We start from the raw sequence: 18,844 nt of genomic DNA, 5'->3' as shown, positions 1-18,844 counted from the left end.
CTAGGCGATTCAGACATCAACTTCAATCGCAGGCCCACACCGTGGACCTTGTGTGCCGCGCATAACTGCGAAGGTGCAGATCGTCGGCTGCTCAACCAGGGCCGGCAACGCTTCGGCTCAAGCGACGGAGGAAATCGTCCGTGCCTCGATCTGCAGGGCATTCTCGCCGAAAGCGCGTTTCAATGGATCGTTCGGTCAGCGCGCTTGACTCCCGAGTTGACTGTGTGCACCTTAGTCGTCCCGCAACAGCATCTCAGACCGGCTGGCTTAGTGGAACTGGTTCGCGTCACGGGTGCCAAGGTCTCGTGCGGCATGGGCACACATGTGCCCCGTCAGGCCGAAGCCTGACGGGGCACATGTGTGAGATGCTGAACCGAGACACGCCGGGCGTGTCAGGTGCTAGATCGCCTCGTATCCGAGCCGATCAGATCAACTATCGGCAAGTTGGCGAAGCACGTACTGCAGGATGCCGCCGTTGCGGTAGTAGTCGGCTTCACCCGGGGTGTCGATGCGGACGACGGCGTCGAATTCGACCTTTGTGCCATCTTCCTTTTCGGCGGTGACCTTGACGGTCGCCGGGGTCTTGCCCTCGTTGAGCTCCGTGACGCCTTCGATGGAGAAGGTCTCGGTGCCGTCGAGTCCGAGCGAATCAGCGGATTCGCCGGCGGGGAACTGCAGCGGCAGAACGCCCATGCCGATGAGGTTCGAGCGGTGGATGCGCTCGAAGCTTTCGGTGATGACGGCTTCGACGCCGAGCAGCTTCGTGCCCTTGGCAGCCCAGTCACGCGAGGATCCCGAGCCGTACTCCTTGCCACCGAGGACGACCAGCGGGGTGCCGGCAGCCTGGTAGTTCACGGAGGCGTCGTAGATCGTGGTCTGCGGTCCGCCCTCCTGCGAGAAGTCGCGGGTGAAGCCACCCTGGACTCCGTCGAGGAGCTGGTTCTGCAGACGGATGTTCGCGAAGGTTCCGCGGATCATGACTTCGTGGTTGCCGCGACGCGAGCCGTAGGAGTTGAAGTCCTTGCGCTCGACGCCGTGCTCGACGAGGTACTTGCCGGCCGGGGTATCGGCCTTGAAGGAACCTGCGGGCGAGATGTGGTCGGTGGTCACCGAGTCGCCGAGCTTCGCGAGCACGCGGGCGCCCTTGATGTCCTTGACGGCTTCGGGCTTGAGACCCATGCCGTCGAAGAAAGTGGGCTTGCGCACGTAGGTCGACTCGTCGTCCCACTCGAAGACCTTGCCCTCGGGGGTGTCGAGCTGCTGCCAGCGCTCGTCACCGTCGAAGATGCGACCGTATTCGTTGTCGAACATATCGGTCGAGATCGAATCGGCGATGACCGACTCAACCTCTTCAGGCGAGGGCCACAGGTCGGCCAGATAGACGTCGACGCCGTCCGAGTCCTTGCCCAGGGGCTGGTTCTCGAAGTCGAAGTCCATGGTGCCGGCCAGTGCGTAGGCGATGACCAGCGGAGGCGAAGCGAGGTAGTTCATCTTCACGTCCGGGCTGATGCGGCCCTCGAAGTTGCGGTTGCCCGACAGGACTGCGGTGACCGAGAGGTCGTTGTCCTGGATGCTGTTCGAGATCTCCGAGTCCAGCGGACCGGAGTTGCCGATGCAGGTGGTGCAGCCGTAGCCGACGATGTAGAAGTTCAGCGCTTCGAGGTCCTCGATGAGGCCGGCCTTGTTGTAGTACTCGGTGACGACCTTCGAACCCGGTGCGATCGAGGTCTTGACCCACGGCTTCGAGTTGAGTCCGCGCTTGCGGGCATTGCGTGCCAGCAGGCCGGCGGCCATCATCACCGAGGGGTTCGAGGTGTTGGTGCAGGACGTGATCGAAGCGATCGCCACGGCACCGTTGGCCAGCTCGAAGTTGCGCCCGTCAGCGGTGCTGACGTCCACGGACTTCGACTCCTCGCCGGGAGCGGCGTAGTTGTGGATGTCCTTAGCGAACTGGCTCTTGGCATCGGAGAGCTCGATGCGGTCCTGCGGGCGCTTCGGTCCGGAGATCGAGGGCACCACGGTGGACAGGTCGAGTTCGAGGTACTCGGAGTACTCGACTTCGTTCTCCGGATCGTGCCAGAGTCCCTGCGTCTTGGCGTAGTCCTCGACGAGCTGGATCTGCTCTTCCGAACGGCCGGTGAGCTTGAGGTAGTCGATGGTGACTTCGTCGATCGGGAAGATCGCGGCGGTCGAACCGAACTCGGGGCTCATGTTGCCGATGGTGGCGCGGTTGGCCAGCGGCACCTCGGCGACGCCCTTGCCGTAGAACTCGACGAACTTGCCGACGGCTCCGTGCTGGCGGAGCATATCGGTGATCGTGAGCACAACGTCGGTTGCGGTGACACCCGAGGGGATCTCACCGGTGAGCTTGAAGCCGACGACGCGCGGGATGAGCATCGACACGGGCTGGCCGAGCATGGCGGCCTCTGCCTCGATGCCGCCGACGCCCCAACCGAGCACACCGAGGCCGTTGACCATCGTGGTGTGCGAGTCGGTGCCGACCAGGGTGTCCGGGTAGGCCCGGAGGACTCCGTCGACCTCGCGCGGCATGACCACGCGAGCCAGGTGCTCGATGTTGACCTGGTGAACGATGCCCATGCCCGGAGGCACGACCTTGAAGTCTTCGAATGCGGTCTGGCCCCAGCGCAGGAACTGGTAGCGCTCACCGTTGCGCTGGTATTCGATGTCCATGTTGAGCTCGACGGCGTCAGCGGTGCCGAAGCGGTCGATCTGCACCGAGTGGTCGATGACCAGCTCGGCCGGAGCCAGCGGGTTGACCTGATCCGGGCTGCCGCCGAGCTCGACGACCTTCTCGCGCATGGTGGCGAGGTCGACGATGCAGGGCACACCGGTGAAGTCCTGCATCACCACGCGGGCGGGGGTGAACTGGATCTCCGTATCGGGTTCGGCATTGGGGTCCCAGCTGCCGAGGGCTTCAATATGTTCCGAAGTGATGTTTGCGCCGTCTTCCGTGCGCAGCAGGTTCTCCAACAGCACCTTGAGGCTGAAGGGAAGCTTCTCCGACCCTTTGACCTGGTCCAGGCGATAGATCTCATAATCCTTATCGCCTACGGTCAGGGTGCTCTTCGATTTGAACGTATCGACGTTGCTCATCGTGATTCTCCTGTTTCATCCGACACTCATCCAAGAAACCGGGTCCGTCCGACTCGGCGGTCGGACCCTTGCATCACGCACCGATTTACGCGACACATATGTTTCCAAAAGTATCTTGACGTCAAGATAAATTCTATCGCATTTGAGGGGCTTTGACCACCATGGCACACGGAGGTGCGAAACCCTGCGATCGGGTTTTCCGCAGGCCCTCGTGCGGTCATCACCAGGGCCGCGGCCGGGTCGCGCGGCCTAGCCTGGACAGCACACTCAAAGCAGCAGCGCACTCGCCTGCCACCCCCGAGGAGATCCCATGGACCCGTTCACACTAGGCGCCGGATTCGGCTTCGGCGCACTGCTCGTCGGCATCATCTTCGCCGTCGTCTGCAGCTCATTCGCGAAGGAGAAGGGCCGGTCGGGCGGCTGGTGGGGACTGTGGGGCTTCCTCACGACGTTCATCGCCCTCATCGCGCTCGTCCTCCTCCCCCGCCGCTCGGTCACCGCCTGAGGTCACCGGTCGGTCACCGCCGGAGCACGGTGACCGTCTCCAGGTGCGAGGTCAGCGGGAAGAGGTCGAAGCCGGTGAGGCTCTCGATCGCGAATCCCCCGCCTGTGAGAGCCGTGAGGTCCCGAGCCAGCGTGGCCGGGTCACAGGAAACGTAGACCAGGGTGCGTGCCGCTGATTCTATGATCGCCGAGGTGGCTTTCCTCCCGGCGCCCGCCCGTGGCGGGTCGAGGATGATGACGTCCGATTCGGGCAGTCGGGCCCGATCCACGCTGAGAGCGAGGAATCGGGACTCGAGATCGGCGGCATTGTCTCGAGCATGAGCAATGGCTGTCTCCACCCCTTCGACCCCGAACAGAGGCGCTCCGGTGGCCCGGGCGGCAGTGATGCCGAGGAGTCCGACCCCGCAGTAGAGGTCGGTGATCGCCCCGACATCGGCAGGAAGGACTCTGACGACCTCCGAGCTGAGCAGTGCGGCCGCATCCCGGTGCACCTGCCAGAAGCCGTCGGCGCCGACGGTGAAGTCACGACCGTCGACCGTTTCGGTCAGGGTGCGGTCTCCACGGATCACGCGCAGGGCGGGAGCGGGCGCATGGGAACGACCGCGACCACGGGGACGACCCCCGCGACCACGACCACGACTCTGCTCCGGTCCGGTCGCCTCGGCGAAGAGGGAGAACGACGTCGGCAGCCAGGACTCGATCTCATCGAGGACCTGCGCAGTGGGCCGACCACGGACGATGAGCGCGCCATGGTCGCCGGCCCACGCGAATTCGAGTCGGCGGACTCCCGGCACATGCAGTGTCGTCATGTCGAGGTCGTGCACGGGCCCGGCGGCCAGAGGGGGCGTGGTGACGGGGATGACGTCGTGTGATCTGGGGGCGAGCATTCCGGCACGGCCCTCTTCGTCGACGGCCAGCTGCACGCGGGTGCGCCAGTCCGTGCCGTCGGTCTCGCCCGGCGCGGGAAACACCTCGGCGGCGCAGTCGATATGTCCGATGCGCTGAAGCTGGTCGTTCAGCACCTCGGCCTTGAGCGCGCGGGAATGGGCGAGGTCGACGTGGGCGAATTCCATTCCGCCGAACCCTGCCGCAGCAGGCACGGCCCCAGCATCGGGGCCCGCAGCGAACCCCGCACCGGAACCGTCGGTCGAACCACCGGGGACATAGTCGAGGCGACGATCGGGGACGCGGTGAGCCGAGGCCTCGATCACCTCGGTGACGGCGGCGCGAAGAAACCGGGCGGGCGGTCCCGCCTCGGTGCGGACTCGGACCTTCTCACCGGGCAGGGCCCCGGAGACGAAGACGACCTGACCGTCGTGTCGGGCGATGGAGGTGCCGCCGGCCGCCGGTGCCTCGATGTCGAGGGTGAGTTCCTGGGCGGGAACCGAAGTGTCGCTCATGCGTGTTCTAGGCCTGTCTGTACAGCGAGGTGTCGGAATCGGGTCCGTCTCCGCCGTACTGTCGAGAGAAGGATTTCAGTCGCCAGGGCACGGAGACCACGACGACGTTGGGCACCAGCAGCAGTCGGGTGCGCAGTTTGAGAGCCACCTGGTTGTGCAGGATGTGCTCCCACCAGCGACCGACGACGAACTGCGGGATGTAGACGATGACGAGGTCCCTGGGCGACCTACGGCGGATGGCGAGGATATGGGCGAGCATCGGACGGACGAGTTCGCGGTACGGCGAGCCGAGCACGGTCAGCGGCACCGGCAGCTCCATCTCGTTCCATCGTTTCTGCAGACCGGCCGCGGCCTCTTCGTCCACGGCCACGGTGACGGCTTCGAGCTGACTCGACCGGGTCACTCGGGCGTAGGAGAGGGCCCGCATCGTCGGTTTGTCGATTTCGGTGACGACGACGATGGCGTGGGTGTTCGACGGGATCGTCCGTGAGTTCACGTCCGCGTCGGGGGCGAGCTCGCGGGCCACCCGCGAATAGTGTCGGTGGATGGCGCCCATGACGAGGTAGAGTCCGGCCATGGCGGCGACCGCCAGCCAGGCGCCGGCGAGGAACTTCGAGACGATGACGACGATGAGGACGCCGGCGGCGAGCACGCAGCCGACGGCGTTGACGACCTGGTTGAAGTGCATCCGCATCCGGGTCTTCGAATCGATGACCAGGCGCAGCCGTTTGCGCCAGTGCAGGACCATACCCGCTTGGCCGAGGACGAAGCTGGCGAAGACCCCGACGAGGTAGAGCTGGATGAGCACCGTCGCCGAGGCGGACGTGGCGACGACGAGGACGATCGCCGCTGCGGCCAGCAGCAGGATGCCGTTGGAGAAGGTGAGTCGATCGCCCTTCGTCGCCAGCTGCCTTGGCAGGAATTCGTCGCGGGCCAGCCGAGAGGCCAGTCCGGGGAACCCCTCGACCGCAGTGTTCGCAGCGGCGATGAGCACGAGCGCGGTGATGAGGACGACGATGAAGAACATCGCAGGCGCATTGTCGAAGATCGCGTGCGCCAGCTGCGCGAGGACGGGCTCCTGTTCGTATTCGGCGCTGACCGGGCTGCCGTCGCCGCGGACGAGATAGAGATGCGGGTCGTCGACGTATTTGATGCCGGTGACCGACGCCAGATAGGTCAGCCCTGTGAGCATGAGGGCGGCGAGCAGACCCGACAGCAGCAGGGTGTTGCCGGCGTTCTTGCCGCGCGGCTTCTTGAACGCCGGAACCGCCGTGGCCACGGTCTGCACGCCGGCCAGTGCGACGGCACCGGACGAGAACGCGCGCAGGACGATGAGGACGGTGGCCAGGCCGAGCGTCGCCTGATCGCCGATGTTGCTGTGCACGACCGTGTAGTCGGCGGTCTGGGCGTGCGGGGTGTCACCGAGCCCGACGCGGATGAGACCGACCGACATCGTGAGGAACACGGCACCGAGGAACAGGTAGGTCGGCACGGCCAGCAGCATCGGAGTGGCCCGGGAACCGCGCAGACCGGCGAAGCAGATGAGCAGGATGCCGACGATGGCCACGGGCACACGGTAGGGCGCGAGCATCGGGAACGCCGTGGTGATGTAGGCGGCGAAGACCGTCATCGACACGGCCAGGGTGAGCACATAGTCGACGAGGAGGGCCGCGGCGACGACGAGCCCGGCACCGGAGCCGAGGTTCTTCGAGGCCACCTCGTAGTCACCGCCGCCGGAGGGGTACGCCTTGACGTTGATGCGGTAGCAGGCGACGATCACGAGGATGACGATGCCGACGGCCACACCGATCCAGGGGGCGACGGTCAGGGCCACAAGTGAGGTCAGCGACAGTGCCAGCAGGATCTCATCGGGGGCGTAGGCCACCGAGGAGAGCATGTCGGAGGCGAAGACGGGCATCGCGATGCGCTTCTTCAGCGCAGGCGCACGCCTGTCCTCACTGCGGAAGGGCCGTCCAACGAGTAGTCTTTTGACGGCATCAGAAAAACTGCTGGCCACGGCAACCAATGGTAGATCACTGCGGGAAGGATTACCCATGCACTTCGTGATTATGGGCTGCGGTCGAGTCGGGGCCTCCCTGGCCAAAGCCCTTGATGCGAATGGGCACTCCGTCGCAGTCGTCGACCGAGACCCCGACGCATTCCTCAAGCTCGGTCGGGATTTCAGCGGTTCGACGATCACCGGCGTCGGTTTCGACCGCGAGACCCTGTCCCAGGCGAAGACCGCCGAGGCCTTCGCCTTCGCCGCCGTCTCCAGTGGTGACAATTCGAATATCCTCGCCGCGCGTGTCGCTCGTGAGACCTTCGGGGTGAGCAATGTCGCCGCCCGCATCTACGATCCTGACCGTGCGCAGGTCTTCGAACGTCTCGGCATCCCCACGGTGCCCACCGTGCGGTGGACGGCCGAGCAGGTGATGCGCAAGCTCGTCCCGCAGGGGTCGATCACCGAATACCGTGAGCCCTCCGGCAACCTCGTCCTGGCGGAGGTGCATCTGGATCCTGGCTGGGTGGCCCGTCCGATCAAGGAGATCGAAACACGGACCAAGGCTCGGGTCGCCTATGTCACCCGCCTGTCCGAGGGCATCGTCGCCCACGATGATCTGCTCCTCCAGGACGGCGACCTCGTCCATCTCATGGCTCCGGTCGACCGCCTCGGCGAGATCGAACGGATCCTCGATCAGCCCGTGCGAACCGTGGAGGAAGAAGAATGAGGGTCATCATCGCCGGAGCCGGCTCCGTCGGACGTTCGGTGGCCAGGGAGCTGCTGGACAAGGACCATTCGGTCCTGCTCATCGACCAGAGCAAGGAGGCGCTGGGCCATGAGCGCATTCCGGGTGCCGAATGGCTGCTCTCCGATGCCTGCGAGCTCGCCGGTCTCGCCGAGGCAGGACTGGAGGAGGCCGATGTCGTCGTGGCCGCGACGGGAGATGACAAGACCAATCTGGTGCTCTCCCTGTTGGCGAAGACCGAGTTCGGGGTGCCCAGGACGGTCTCGCGGGTGAACAATCCGAAGAACGAATGGCTCTTCGACGACAACTGGGGCGTCGATGTCGCCGTCTCCACTCCGCGCCTGATGACCGCGCTCGTCGAGGAGGCCGTGGAAGTCGGCGGCCTGGTCCACCTCATGAGCTTCGAACGCGGGCAGGCGGGCCTGCTCGAGTTCACCGTGCACGAGAACGCCGAACTCGTGGCCGAGCGCGTCGGTGGGATCACCTTCCCGCTCGATACGGTGCTGGTGGCGATCATCCGCAATTCGCGGGCGTTCGCTCCGAGCGCCGATGATGTCATCGAGGCCGGAGACGAACTGTTCTTCCTCTCCTCCCCCGATCAGGAGCCGGCGCTGCTAGCGCTGCTGCAGGAGACTGCGAAGGCCGACGAGAACGCAGAGGGCTGAGCCCGGTCGTCTGCGGCCGAGATCGTCAGTTCTGCGGCCGACGGCCGCCCGGCCCCTCGGGACGGTCAGTCGTCGGAGTCGTCGCGGGTCTGCAGGAGTTCGTAGACGGGATTGTGTGCGGTGAGCACTCCGTCCTTGCCGCAGAACCGTCCTTCTAAGACGATGAGGGACCCGGGACGGATGCCGCTGATCTCCCGGCGTCCGAGGAACTGGGCGCGGGCTTCGCCGGTGCCATCGGCGACGGTGATGTCGAGCCTGGGGCTGTCGGCGCTGCACGACTGAGTGGTCGCTGAAACGACTCCGGCGATGCGTGAGGTCTTTCGCGCCTCCAGCTCTTCGACCGGAATGACCCCGGGGATCTGGCTGACCAGTCGCAGATCAGCCCGGGCCTCGGCCTCACGGGATCCGAAGTCGCGCACGAGGCGAGGGATGAGGTTCCGCATCAGCGCTCAGCGGACCTCTGTGATCTCGGGGCCGCGTTCGAAGGGGTTGAGTTCGTCCTCGTCCTTCTTCTCCTCCGCCTCGTCCTGGTCGACCTGCGGTGCGGTCAGTGCGATGAGCTCGCGCGGAGCCATCGCCTCCTCACCACGATCGACGACGACTCCGCGGAAGAGTGCGGAGAGTTCGGCACGCACCTCGTCATCGGTCACGGCCTTGCCGGAGAACACGGCGCGGACGAACCAGCGTGGTCCGTCGATGCCGGCGAAGCGCATGGCGCGTTTGCCGGGGCGACCGGATTCCGTCTTCGCCGGAACCTCGATGGCCAGCTCCTTGCCGAGAGAGGTGTGCAGCTCGGTCGATTCCCCACCCTGTTTGGTCACGGATTCGGCGAGCTGACCGCGCACCGTGTTCCACAGGCCCTCGGAGCGTGGTGTCGCGAACGCCTGCAGCTGGATGCCTCCACCGTCGTGGATGAGGGTGACGGCCAGCACGCGCTGAGAATCGTCGTCCGTGTCCAGGCGCACCTGCATGCCGTCGACGACGGGCACCTTGAGCGCGCCGAGGTCGAGGCGGTCATGCTCCGGGTACTCCTCGGAGATGTCGAAGGGGCCCTTCTCGGACCGGTCGAAGGGCGCGGACTTCTCCAGCCGCGCTTCTTCCTCGTCGACATCGTCATCGGACTCGGCCGCCTCTACGGCGGACTCTGCCTCGTCGTCATCGGCGTCGTCTGCACGATCGGCCGCCTCGGTGTCGGTGTCCTGAGCGTCAAGCTCATCGTCGTCGGTGAGTTCGTCGTCGGCGCGGACGTCGTCATCGGTCGGTGTGGATTTCTTGAACCGGGAGAACAGTCCCATAAGTCCTCACTTCTCCTTTTCGCTGAGGCCGGCGACGATTCCGCCGGTGGATCCGAATCCCCCGGCGCCGCGGGCGCTGTCTTCGAGGGATTCGACGATGTCGAAGTCGGCGTGAGCGATCCTCTGGATCACGAGTTGGGCGATGCGGTCGCCGCGCACGACGCGCAGCGGGGTCTTCGCGTCGAGGTTGATCAGCGGCACCTTGATCTCGCCGCGATAGCCGGCGTCGATGGTGCCCGGCGCATTGACGACCGTGACTCCGTGCTTGCTCGACAGGCCCGAACGCGGATGCACGAAGGCCGCATAGCCCTCTGGCAGGGCGATCGCGATTCCGGTCGGAACGACACGGCGCTCGAACGGTTCGAGCACGAAGTCGATCGCCGAATGCAGGTCTGCACCGGCGTCGCTCGCATGCGCGTAGCCGGGCGCGCTCATGCCCGCGTCGAGGAGCTGGAGGTTGATCTTCACGGTTTCCGTCACAAAGATGCACTCTAACGCTCCAGCCTGAGCGTGGCCAAACTTCTCGCTATGGGACAATGGCCGCATGGCAACAACTCAATCCGGAACCCACGTGGTCTATCAGGAGAAGGTCCGCCCCTCGGTCGGCATGTGGATCCTCGTCGTGGTGGCCGCTCTGTCCACGGCACTCATGGTCATGCCCGTCTGGCAGCTCGGCACCATCATCCTTCCCGTCGTCAGCTTCGTCCTCTTCGCCTGGTGGCTGAATTCGCTGACGCTGACGATCATCGTCACCGAACGGCAGCTGTTCGTCGGCGAAGCTCATATCGACCGCACGTTCGTTCCGGGTGCGGTCGCCTTCGACGGCGAGGAGGCCCGGCAGGCCCGCGGTGTCGATCTCGACGCCCGCGCCTTCCTCAAGATCCGCCCGTGGGTGAAATCCGTCGTCCGCATCGATCTCGACGATGAGACGGATCCGACCCCGTACTGGCTCGTCTCGAGCCGTCACCCCCACAAACTAGCCGCCGCCCTCACCCCCTGATTACTACCTGACGGCGGCCCAGCAACCTCGCGCGAGGTTGCTGGGCCGCCGTCAGGTAGTAAGGGGAGAAGAACGGACCGCGACCCTTTTGAGGGTGCGGTCCGTTTTCGGGTTTTCGCGAAGAGAAGCGATTCAGCCTGCACAGTCTGTGCAGATGGGGACACCGCCTTCTTCGGTCGCAAGCTGAGAACGATGGCGGACCAGGAAGCACTCCATGCAGGTGAACTCATCGTTCTGCTTCGGCAGGACCCGAACGGAGAGCTCTTCGTTCGACAGGTCCGCACCGGGAAGTTCGAAGCCTTCGGCTACTGCAGTCTCGTCTTCGTCGATCTTGCTCGCCTGAGCCTGGGAACGCTGGGCCTTGAGCTGCTCGATCGAATCGCTTTTGATCTCATCGTCTTGCTTGCGAGGTGCGTCGTAGTCTGTTGCCATATGGCCTCATCGCTCTCTGTCCGGAGGGGGTGCCGAAGAGGAGCATCTTCTCCTCTTCCGAGATGTGTCCCCAGCATTGTGCACTGTATGCTTGCCGTTGGCAAGATGGAATGAGCACCTGATGCGGTGATTCTCGTCACCAGCTTGTCCGCATGGACGGAGCACACATAGAGTTCACGAAATGCTCTGCAAGAATGCTTGTGATGGACAGCACCGACAGCACGCTCTGTCGGTCGAATACCGGGCTCGTCCCCTGTGGAGGCGGCCCGAGGAAGGACGGATCCACAATGAGTGAATTCGCTGATCAGCTCGACACACGAATCGATGATGTCCGTCATCGCATTCACGAGGCCCGTTCCGCCGGTGACGACTTCCTCGTCGAAAATCTCATCGACGACCTGCAGAACCTGATGGAATTGGCCGGACGCAACGATGTCGACACCGGTCCCATCGCCGAGGTGATCCAGGCCGAGACGGGAGCCCTGCCGGTCATCCCGAGTCCCGACGACTACTGAGAGAACACACAGCAATGAACCCTCCCTCACCGATTCGGTGAGGGAGGGTTCATTCGTCTTCAGGACTCAGTTCGCCATGGCCCAGTTCGGATAGGTTGCACGTTCGATGCGGCCGCGGCAGCAGTCGATGCTGCAGGCTCCGCTGCCAGGCACCAGAGCCTTCGTCCCGGGCAGAGCCGGAACGTCGACGTCTTCCCCGCGCAGCTGAGCCACGCGCTCCTCGACGAGGTCGACGAGTCCCCTGACGAAGGCGTCATGAGTGCCGACGGTGTCGACCCGGGTGAAGTCGAGACCGAGCTCCTCAGCAGTCTCCTTCGCTTCGGTGTCGAGGTCGAAAGCGACCTCCATATGGTCGGAGATGAAACCGATGGGCACGAGCACGACACCGGTCACCCCCTCCTCGGCAAGTTCGGTCATCCGGTCGTTGACATCGGGTTCGAGCCAGGGCACCTCAGGTGAGCCGGAACGTGAGCAGTAGACGAGTTCGGACGGAACACGATCGGCCTCATCGATGCGCCCCATGAGGTGGTCGATGAGTTCTTCGTGCTGGGCCCGGTATCCGTTGGTGGTCACCTCTGAGGCGTCCTGCATGACGTTCGGGATCGAGTGGGTGACGAAGAGGATCCGGTGCTTGGTCGAATCGATCTGCCCGACCTTCGACCGGAAATCGGCGAGGCCGTCGGCCAGGCAGTCGGCGCAGGCGTCGGCGTAGCCGGGATGGTTGTAGAACTGACGGATCTTGTCGATCGAGACGGTGAGACCCTCGTCCTTGAGCGTGTCGATCGTCTTCGCGAAGTCCTCACGGTACTGCCGGCACGACGAGTAGGAGGAATACGCGGAGGTGTCGATCGAGAGGAACTGCGTGGCACCGTCCTGTGCCAGCTTGCGCACCTCGTCGGTGAGATAAGGATCCCAGTTGCGGTTGCCCCAGATCAGCGGGGTCTCGATTCCGCGGCGATCGAGTTCGTCGCGCAGCGCGGCCAGCAGCGCCTTGTTCTGATCGTTGATCGGAGACTTGCCTCCGAAACCGAAATAGTGCTCCCCCACCTCCTCGAGCCGTTCCTCGGGAATCCCGCGGCCGGCGGTGACGTTGCGCAGGAATGGAACCACTTCTTCTGGGGCCTCCGGTCCTCCGAATGACATGAGGATCAGGGCGTCGATGGGTGCAGTCGTATTCACCTTCCCGATTTTACAGACTGTAGAGCCGCTCGGCCCGCTGTCCGCACAGTGAGCCGCGCCCACTCACGGTGCAGACGCCGACCGGAGGGTCCGACGCCCGCCCTCGCCGGTGTCGTGGCGACGCCGGCGGCGTGGTGGCGACGCTGTCGGAGCCGACGCGCAGGTTCCCCTTTCGCACATTTCTCGCACGTGCGTGGCCGGTCTCACAGAATCACCCCGCCGGCTCCCGATCTGCCCCGTGATTTCGCGACTCGCGCGGAAATCTGCCCGGTACGACGCGCCGAACGTGACACGATGCTTCTGAGACGCGACAAAGGAGCTTAAGGCAATGCGTGAACTGATCTTGAACGGAGTCAACGCAGACGGCACACATCTGCTGTTGAACGACGAGAACGGGCTTCAGTACCGAGTCGTCCTCGATGAGGCTCTCTTCGCCGCGGTCCGCAGGGACCGCTCCCACCCCAAGTCCGAGACTCCCGTGCGCCCGAAAGAGATCCAGGCCATGATCCGCGGCGGCATGGACGCCGAGGAGGTCGTGGCCGCCACCGGTGCCGACATCGAATACGTGCGCACTTACGAAGGTCCGGCGATGGCCGAACGCGAACGCACCGCCTACCTCGCCAGCCGCCATCCCATCTATTCCGATCATGATCCCAACGGTGAACCGACTCCGCTCATCGAGCTGTGTCAGGAACGCCTGGCGATGCGCGACGTCGATATCGAGACGATGGAGTGGGATTCCTGGAAGCAGCAGGACGGCAACTGGTACATCCAACTCAGCTTCACCGCCGCTGATCGTGTCCGCACCGCCAGCTGGCATTACTACCGCCGTTCGCTGACCCCGATCGACGATGAGGCGAAGTGGCTCGCCGATTCCGGTCCCACCGACACCGGACCGATCCCGAACTACGGCAGCGGGGCCGAACGACAGAGGAACACCGAGGAGGTCGATGTCCTCCCGGCGACCGATCAGTCGTCCGCGTCGATCGCCGCCGACGGACCGGTCCGGCCCACCGCCGGTTCGGCGCCGTCGCAGCAGGCCCGCGATCATCAGGCCGAAACCGGCCGGATTCTGGAGAATCTGCGCAAGCGCCGCCACGCCGAGGAAGAGCCGCGGACCCGTCTGCGCGCGGTCACCGAGGACCCCGAGACTCACCCGCAGGGAGCGCACACCGCTCCGGGCCAGCCCGAAGCCGCCACCGATGACGAAGTCTTCGCCTTCGAAGATGCGGCTGCCTCGGCTGAGGAACCGCAGGAGCCGACCGAGAAGGTCGGCGTCTTCGACGACGAGAATCAGCTCTCCCTGCTCAATGAGCCCGGAGTGAGCGATCACGACGATCAGTTCAAGGACTCGGCCTCGGCGAAGGATACGAAGCCGAAGTCGAAGAAGAACTCGCGTGCCTCGATCCCGAGCTGGGACGAGATCATGTTCGGGTCGAAACGGGACTGACCTCAGACTCTCGAGTGTTCGCCCTCGGGGTCGCGTGTGCCGAGGCCCGCTGCACCCGGTTCGACTGTGCCGAGGTCGACGACCTCATCGCCGTCCGCGATCAGTCTCCTGTCATGGGTGACCATGACGACCGTGCGGTCGCCCAGGCTCCCGCGGAGATCGTCGATGAGCAGCCGAGCCGTCTCATCGTCCAAGTGCGCCGTCGGTTCGTCGAGGACGATCACATCGGCTCCGGTCAGCAGGGTTCTGGCCACTGACAAACGCTGTCGCTGACCGCCGGAGATCTCCGCTCCGTGGTCGCCGACCCACCGGTCGAGCCCCGCAGAGTCGGCCCAGTCGCTCAGTCCTGCCGCTCTCAGCACGGAGATCATCTCGTCGTCCCCGGGGACCGACCGCCCGGCGAGTGCGAGATTGCCGCGCACTGTGGAGCGGAAGACGTGTGCCTCCTGAGGGCACCAGGCGATTCGGCCGACGAGGTCTTCGGGTGAGCAGGTGAGCATATCGTGGTCGGTCCCGCTCCGGTCACGGGCACGGTAGCTGCCGGACCAGGGGTCGAGGAACCGCAGGAGCACGCTCAGGCTCGTCGTCTTACCGGTTCCGCTGTCACCGCACAGCACGGTCCAACTGCCGCGTTGAGCTCTCAGGTCCAGTCCTGCGACGATAGCCTGATCGTCCCATCCGACGGTGATCTCATCGAATTCGAGGGCGTCGACGCCGACGAGCTCGACCGGGCCAGAGCGGCACGACGAGTCGTCGCTCTCGCCGGCCGTCGTTCCGGCAGCAGGAGCCTGCACGTCGACGTCGAGTCCCGAGTCCTCGGCGTCGCGGTCCGCCGCACTGTCCGCATTGGGCAGACAGTCCAGTGCCGACCCCAGGGCGGGCAGCTGGCGGAACGCTTCGAGTGCCGAAGCGAACACTTCGCCCAGGCCCAAGGCCATGAGGGAGAGCACCGCGACGATCTCGGTCGGAGCATCCGTGGACACCGCCAGGATGACTGCGGTGGTGAACGTGCTCAGCTGCAGCCACAGTTGGGCGAGCCCGAAGTTGCGGGCAGAGGCCTTCTGCTTCTTCTCGAGGTCGGCCTCCAAGTCGGCCAACAGGCCGAGGACCGCAGAGTCGACCCGGTTCGTGCGCAGGTCGTCCTTTGCGTACAGAGCGCGAGTGAGCACGGACAGGATCCGGTTGCGGTCCTCCCTGATTCCGTACGCCAACCGGCTCTCTGCCCGGATGACGAGAATCGGGACGATGACGAGGTTGACGGCGCCCACCAGGATGAACCAGACCAGTGACCTTACGTCGAGAAGTGCTGCGGTGATGCTCACGCCGATGACGACCATGGTGGAGACGAAAGGCGGGAACAGAGTCCGGGGCACCAGGTCGCGGACGTCGTCGGCGTCGGCGACCATGGCGCGCAGCGCCGAATCCGAGGTCAGCAGCCGCCGATCACTCATGCCGACACGCTCGAAGTGCTCCCACAGCCGTGTGCGCAGTTTCGTGAGCGCGGCGAAGATCGCCGAGTGGAGTCTCAGCCGACTGGCGTAGAGCAGCACGGAGCGGCTGAGCCCGAAGAATCGCACACCGACGATGGCGACCATGAGCAGCATGATCGGCGGCTGGTACGAAGCTTCGACGATGAGCCACGCGGAGACGGCGGTCAGGGCGATGGCCGCGAGGCTGGACGCGCAGGCGGTGAGCGCGGCCACCAGCATGGTCGGGGTGAACAGCGGCAGGCTCGAGCCCAGAATCGACCAGCGACGTCGCAGTGCAGCTGTCCAGGACTCGCCTCCGGAGTGCTGCGACGAGATGTCCGGGTGCCGCTCGACGTCGGACCGAGGCCCGGGCTCGTTGCCCGAACCCGTCCGTTCCGCCGGAGAGGGAACGTCAGTCCGCGCCTGTGTTGCAGGAACCTCGGCGGCGTCGGTTCGGGCCTGATCCGCGATCACGGTCGACTTTGATTCCGCTGGTGCACCGTTCTCTGCCGCTTCAAAGTGCGTCTTCTCCGGGCGGATCTCTGTGTCGGCCAGCGCGCGAACCTGTTCGTCATGGCTGGCGAGGATCACGCGGTGCGTTGCGGCCGCCTCGGCGATCATGTCGATGACGATGGCGGCATTGTCGGCGTCGAGGTGGGCGGTCGGTTCGTCGAGGACGAGCAGCTCGGCCCCGTCACCGAGGCGGTGCCGCACTCGCACGAGGGCCAGCCGACGCTGTTGGCCGGGGCTCAGCGCCGCCGTCTGCACACGCAGATCGGTGGGCAGTTCGGCGGCGGAGAGGGCCGTCCGAGCTTGGTCGTCGTCGAGTCCGAAGAGTGCCAGTTCGGCGCCGATGGTCTCGGCGAACATGCGTGGAGCCTGCGGCACGTAGGCCGCGCTCATCGGATCGGCGGTGGTGTGCGCGTCGGCAGGCAGACTGCCGACCAGCGCACCGAGCACGGTCGACTTGCCGGTTCCGGACCGGCCGCTGATCGTCGTCACTCCCGGCCGGGTGTCGATGTCGCCCGACCACGTGATGTGTGTGCCGTCGGCATAGCGAACCCACTGGTCCCCCGGCCAGCCGATGGCATCGAGCGCGCGTGCCCCCGCCGCCGACGGCGTCTCCGCATCTGCCGACCGTGTCTCCGACAGCAGCGACCGGGCCCTCTCACGAGCTTCGCGTCCGTTCTCGCTCGCATGATAGCCGGCCCCGAGCTCCCGCAGAGGGATGAAGCATTCGGGCGCGATGAGCAGGACCAACAGGCCATCGCCCAGCTCCATCGTCCCATTGACCAGGCGCAGACCGATGACCACGGCCACGAGCGCCACCGAGATCGTGGCGATGAGCTCGAGTGCCAGACTGGAGAGGAACGCGATGCGCAGCGTCGTGAGGTTCGCCTGATGGTAGCGCTCCCCCAGTTCCCGCAGCCGGCGCGCGTGATCGCGAGAACGGCCGAGGCCGATGAGGACGGGCAGCCCCTCGGCGAGTTCGGCCAGGTGATCCGACAGCCGCTCCAGAGCCGCCATGGTCTCCGAGGTCGACTCTGCCGTGTAGCGGCCGATGAGCACCATGAACATCGGCACCAACGGCAGGCACACCGCGATGATGACCGCCGAGAGGACATCGCTGAAGACGATGCGCACCAGCAGCACGATGGGCACCACCGCGGCCGCGGTCAGGGCCGGCACCACCGTGGTGAAGTAGTCATCGAGATCGTCGATTCCGCGGGTGACCGTGACCGCCGCATTCGTCCGCGGGCGTCCCCGTCCGCGCAGCAGACCGGAGAGGATCGAGCGCCGCAGACCCTGTTTCGAAACGGCTGCCAGGCTGGTGCCCAGACTGCGGTCGAGCCAGAGTCCGCCGCCGCGCAGCAGCGCGCCGAGGGCGCCGAGGACCACCCACAGCCCGGGCGCGCTGTGGCCGATGATGGCTCTCACCAGGGCTTCGGCGATGAGGACGATTCCCACCGACCGGCACAGGGCGGAGAGCACCGACAGTGCCAACCCCCGCCGACCGGTGGGCAGCTCGAGCAGGATCGACAGGGGTGAGCTCACGATCGGATCGCCACCGGCAGCTTGTGAGCTTCGGGGATGTGGGTCTCGGCGATGCGGCCGAGGAACATCCGGTAGCTGAAGATCTGGTAGGCGATGATGATCGGCAGGATCACGATCGTCACGATGAGCATGACGTTCAAGGTGTAGTCCGACGAGGATGCCGCAGCGATCGTCAGCGAGTTCGCCGGGTCGAGCGTCGAGGGCAGGACGTTCGGGAAGACACCGGCGAAGACGGCGGTCAGACCGGCGATGAGATAGATCCCGTGCAGGATGAAGGCGCGCTTCTCGGCACCGGCGCGGACCGCGACGAACGCGAAGATGAGAGCGACGATCGCAACGAGCACCGGCACGATGAGCCAGGTCCGCTGGGTGATCGAGGAGGCGAACCAGATGAGGAACGGAATCGCGGCCGGCAGCATGATCCGACCGGCCCAGCGCCGCGACCGCGCCCGGACCTCGCCCTGAGTCTTGAGACCGAGGAAGATGAGCCCGTGGGCCAGAGAGAAGCCGAGCCCGCCGAGTCCGCCGGCGAGAGCCGGCCACGACATCCAGGCGAAGGCACCGCCGATCATGTCGCCATGATCATTGAGCGGCAGCCCGATGGTCGTCAGTGCGAGCATCGCACCGATGCAGAAGGCTGTTCCGGCCGATCCCACGGCCAGAGCCCAGGTCCAGAAGGTCTTCCACCTCTCCGAGTGCCCTTTGCCGCGGTATTCGATGGCCACGGCGCGGAAGATCAGCGCGAGCAGGCAGATGGTCAGTGGAATGTAGAGCGCGGAGAACAGTGAAGCGTACCAGTGTGGGAAGGCGGCGAACATCGCTCCGGCCGCGGTGATCAGCCAGACCTCGTTGCCTTCCCAGACCGGACCGATCGAGTTGAGCAGAACGCGCTTGCTGCGTTCGCTGCGGCTGAGGAAGGGCATCATCATGCCCACGCCGAGGTCGAAGCCGTCGAGGAACAGGTATCCCATCCAGAGCACGACGATGAGGACGAACCAGATTGTGGCGAGGATTTCCAT

General features: G+C 65.3%; 16 protein-coding genes. 6 read left to right on the top strand and 10 right to left on the bottom strand.

Annotated elements, in window-relative coordinates; all coding sequences use genetic code 11:
• Positions 1-429: 429 nt before the first annotated feature.
• Positions 430-3,114 (bottom strand): aconitate hydratase AcnA, encoded by a 2,685-nt coding sequence (acnA, locus tag ACU4IU_RS16895; protein WP_446657380.1) that lies wholly within the window; start codon positions 3,112-3,114, stop codon positions 430-432.
• A 310-nt stretch (positions 3,115-3,424) separates the two neighbouring features.
• On the opposite strand from acnA, the gene ACU4IU_RS16890 reads away from it, so the two are divergent.
• On the top strand, positions 3,425-3,619 hold the full coding sequence (locus ACU4IU_RS16890) for a hypothetical protein (RefSeq protein ID WP_101546980.1): 195 nt from the start codon (positions 3,425-3,427) through the stop codon (positions 3,617-3,619).
• Positions 3,620-3,632: 13 nt separating this feature from the next.
• On the opposite strand, the gene ACU4IU_RS16885 is transcribed toward ACU4IU_RS16890, so the two are convergent.
• Both ACU4IU_RS16885 and ACU4IU_RS16880 read right to left on the bottom strand, forming a co-directional pair.
• Positions 3,633-5,018, bottom strand: a complete 1,386-nt coding sequence (locus ACU4IU_RS16885; RefSeq protein ID WP_376905930.1) for a class I SAM-dependent RNA methyltransferase — start codon at positions 5,016-5,018, stop codon at positions 3,633-3,635.
• A 7-nt stretch (positions 5,019-5,025) separates the two neighbouring features.
• Entirely contained in the window at positions 5,026-6,936 is a 1,911-nt protein-coding gene (locus tag ACU4IU_RS16880) for an APC family permease (protein WP_446657379.1), read from the bottom strand.
• 136 nt (positions 6,937-7,072) lie between these two features.
• Between ACU4IU_RS16880 and ACU4IU_RS16875 the strand changes: the two genes are divergently transcribed.
• Positions 7,073-7,747 (top strand): potassium channel family protein, encoded by a 675-nt coding sequence (locus tag ACU4IU_RS16875; protein WP_101546977.1) that lies wholly within the window; start codon positions 7,073-7,075, stop codon positions 7,745-7,747.
• A complete protein-coding gene (locus ACU4IU_RS16870; RefSeq protein WP_139908226.1) occupies positions 7,744-8,430 on the top strand; it encodes a potassium channel family protein in 687 nt (228 codons plus the stop codon). Before ACU4IU_RS16875 ends, ACU4IU_RS16870 begins: the two co-directional genes overlap by 4 nt.
• Before the next feature lie 65 nt (positions 8,431-8,495).
• Here ACU4IU_RS16870 and ACU4IU_RS16865 read toward each other — a convergent pair whose 3' ends face one another.
• The 3 genes from ACU4IU_RS16865 to dut are packed head-to-tail and all read right to left on the bottom strand — an operon-like array spanning position 8,496 to position 10,205.
• Complete coding sequence (locus tag ACU4IU_RS16865) at positions 8,496-8,873, bottom strand: OB-fold nucleic acid binding domain-containing protein (protein ID WP_139469793.1); 378 nt, start codon at positions 8,871-8,873, stop codon at positions 8,496-8,498.
• A 6-nt stretch (positions 8,874-8,879) separates the two neighbouring features.
• Positions 8,880-9,725 (bottom strand): DUF3710 domain-containing protein, encoded by an 846-nt coding sequence (locus tag ACU4IU_RS16860; RefSeq protein ID WP_376905932.1) that lies wholly within the window; start codon positions 9,723-9,725, stop codon positions 8,880-8,882.
• Between the two features lie 6 nt (positions 9,726-9,731).
• Positions 9,732-10,205, bottom strand: a complete 474-nt coding sequence (gene dut, locus ACU4IU_RS16855) for a dUTP diphosphatase (RefSeq protein WP_229664113.1) — start codon at positions 10,203-10,205, stop codon at positions 9,732-9,734.
• A gap of 64 nt (positions 10,206-10,269) precedes the next feature.
• Here dut and ACU4IU_RS16850 point away from each other — a divergent pair, with 64 nt between their 5' ends.
• Positions 10,270-10,725: a DUF3093 domain-containing protein gene (locus ACU4IU_RS16850; RefSeq protein WP_139469790.1), complete on the top strand. Its 456-nt coding sequence runs from the start codon at positions 10,270-10,272 to the stop codon at positions 10,723-10,725.
• Between the two features lie 132 nt (positions 10,726-10,857).
• Here ACU4IU_RS16850 and ACU4IU_RS16845 read toward each other — a convergent pair whose 3' ends face one another.
• On the bottom strand, positions 10,858-11,157 hold the full coding sequence (locus tag ACU4IU_RS16845; RefSeq protein ID WP_135541258.1) for a DUF4193 domain-containing protein: 300 nt from the start codon (positions 11,155-11,157) through the stop codon (positions 10,858-10,860).
• Between the two features lie 287 nt (positions 11,158-11,444).
• On the opposite strand from ACU4IU_RS16845, the gene ACU4IU_RS16840 reads away from it, so the two are divergent.
• Positions 11,445-11,672, top strand: a complete 228-nt coding sequence (locus ACU4IU_RS16840; protein WP_139469789.1) for a hypothetical protein — start codon at positions 11,445-11,447, stop codon at positions 11,670-11,672.
• Positions 11,673-11,738: 66 nt separating this feature from the next.
• On the opposite strand, the gene ACU4IU_RS16835 is transcribed toward ACU4IU_RS16840, so the two are convergent.
• Positions 11,739-12,851: a ferrochelatase gene (locus ACU4IU_RS16835; protein WP_376907200.1), complete on the bottom strand. Its 1,113-nt coding sequence runs from the start codon at positions 12,849-12,851 to the stop codon at positions 11,739-11,741.
• Between the two features lie 328 nt (positions 12,852-13,179).
• On the opposite strand from ACU4IU_RS16835, the gene sepH reads away from it, so the two are divergent.
• Positions 13,180-14,301 (top strand): septation protein SepH, encoded by a 1,122-nt coding sequence (gene sepH / locus ACU4IU_RS16830; RefSeq protein ID WP_139908230.1) that lies wholly within the window; start codon positions 13,180-13,182, stop codon positions 14,299-14,301.
• A 2-nt stretch (positions 14,302-14,303) separates the two neighbouring features.
• Here sepH and cydC read toward each other — a convergent pair whose 3' ends face one another.
• Positions 14,304-17,825: a thiol reductant ABC exporter subunit CydC gene (cydC, locus tag ACU4IU_RS16825; protein WP_376907202.1), complete on the bottom strand. Its 3,522-nt coding sequence runs from the start codon at positions 17,823-17,825 to the stop codon at positions 14,304-14,306.
• The gene (gene cydB / locus ACU4IU_RS16820) at positions 17,822-18,844 is read right to left on the bottom strand and encodes a cytochrome d ubiquinol oxidase subunit II (protein WP_376907203.1); all 1,023 of its coding nucleotides are present in this window, start codon (positions 18,842-18,844) and stop codon (positions 17,822-17,824) included. Before cydB ends, cydC begins: the two co-directional genes overlap by 4 nt.

The sequence above is a fragment of the Brevibacterium sp. CSND-B09 genome, assembly GCF_052906525.1.
Note: the sequence above shows the minus strand (reverse complement) of the source record. Positions and strands in the feature narration are given on the sequence as shown.

Coding starts and splice junctions, on each gene's coding strand:
- acnA (WP_446657380.1), bottom strand. CDS start 3,114: ATGAGCAACGTCGATACGTTCAAATCGAAGAGCACCCTGACCGTAGGC.
- ACU4IU_RS16890 (WP_101546980.1), top strand. CDS start 3,425: ATGGACCCGTTCACACTAGGCGCCGGATTCGGCTTCGGCGCACTGCTC.
- ACU4IU_RS16885 (WP_376905930.1), bottom strand. CDS start 5,018: ATGAGCGACACTTCGGTTCCCGCCCAGGAACTCACCCTCGACATCGAG.
- ACU4IU_RS16880 (WP_446657379.1), bottom strand. CDS start 6,936: ATGCCCGTCTTCGCCTCCGACATGCTCTCCTCGGTGGCCTACGCCCCC.
- ACU4IU_RS16875 (WP_101546977.1), top strand. CDS start 7,073: ATGCACTTCGTGATTATGGGCTGCGGTCGAGTCGGGGCCTCCCTGGCC.
- ACU4IU_RS16870 (WP_139908226.1), top strand. CDS start 7,744: ATGAGGGTCATCATCGCCGGAGCCGGCTCCGTCGGACGTTCGGTGGCC.
- ACU4IU_RS16865 (WP_139469793.1), bottom strand. CDS start 8,873: ATGCGGAACCTCATCCCTCGCCTCGTGCGCGACTTCGGATCCCGTGAG.
- ACU4IU_RS16860 (WP_376905932.1), bottom strand. CDS start 9,725: ATGGGACTGTTCTCCCGGTTCAAGAAATCCACACCGACCGATGACGAC.
- ACU4IU_RS16850 (WP_139469790.1), top strand. CDS start 10,270: ATGGCAACAACTCAATCCGGAACCCACGTGGTCTATCAGGAGAAGGTC.
- ACU4IU_RS16845 (WP_135541258.1), bottom strand. CDS start 11,157: ATGGCAACAGACTACGACGCACCTCGCAAGCAAGACGATGAGATCAAA.
- ACU4IU_RS16840 (WP_139469789.1), top strand. CDS start 11,445: ATGAGTGAATTCGCTGATCAGCTCGACACACGAATCGATGATGTCCGT.
- sepH (WP_139908230.1), top strand. CDS start 13,180: ATGCGTGAACTGATCTTGAACGGAGTCAACGCAGACGGCACACATCTG.
- cydB (WP_376907203.1), bottom strand. CDS start 18,844: ATGGAAATCCTCGCCACAATCTGGTTCGTCCTCATCGTCGTGCTCTGG.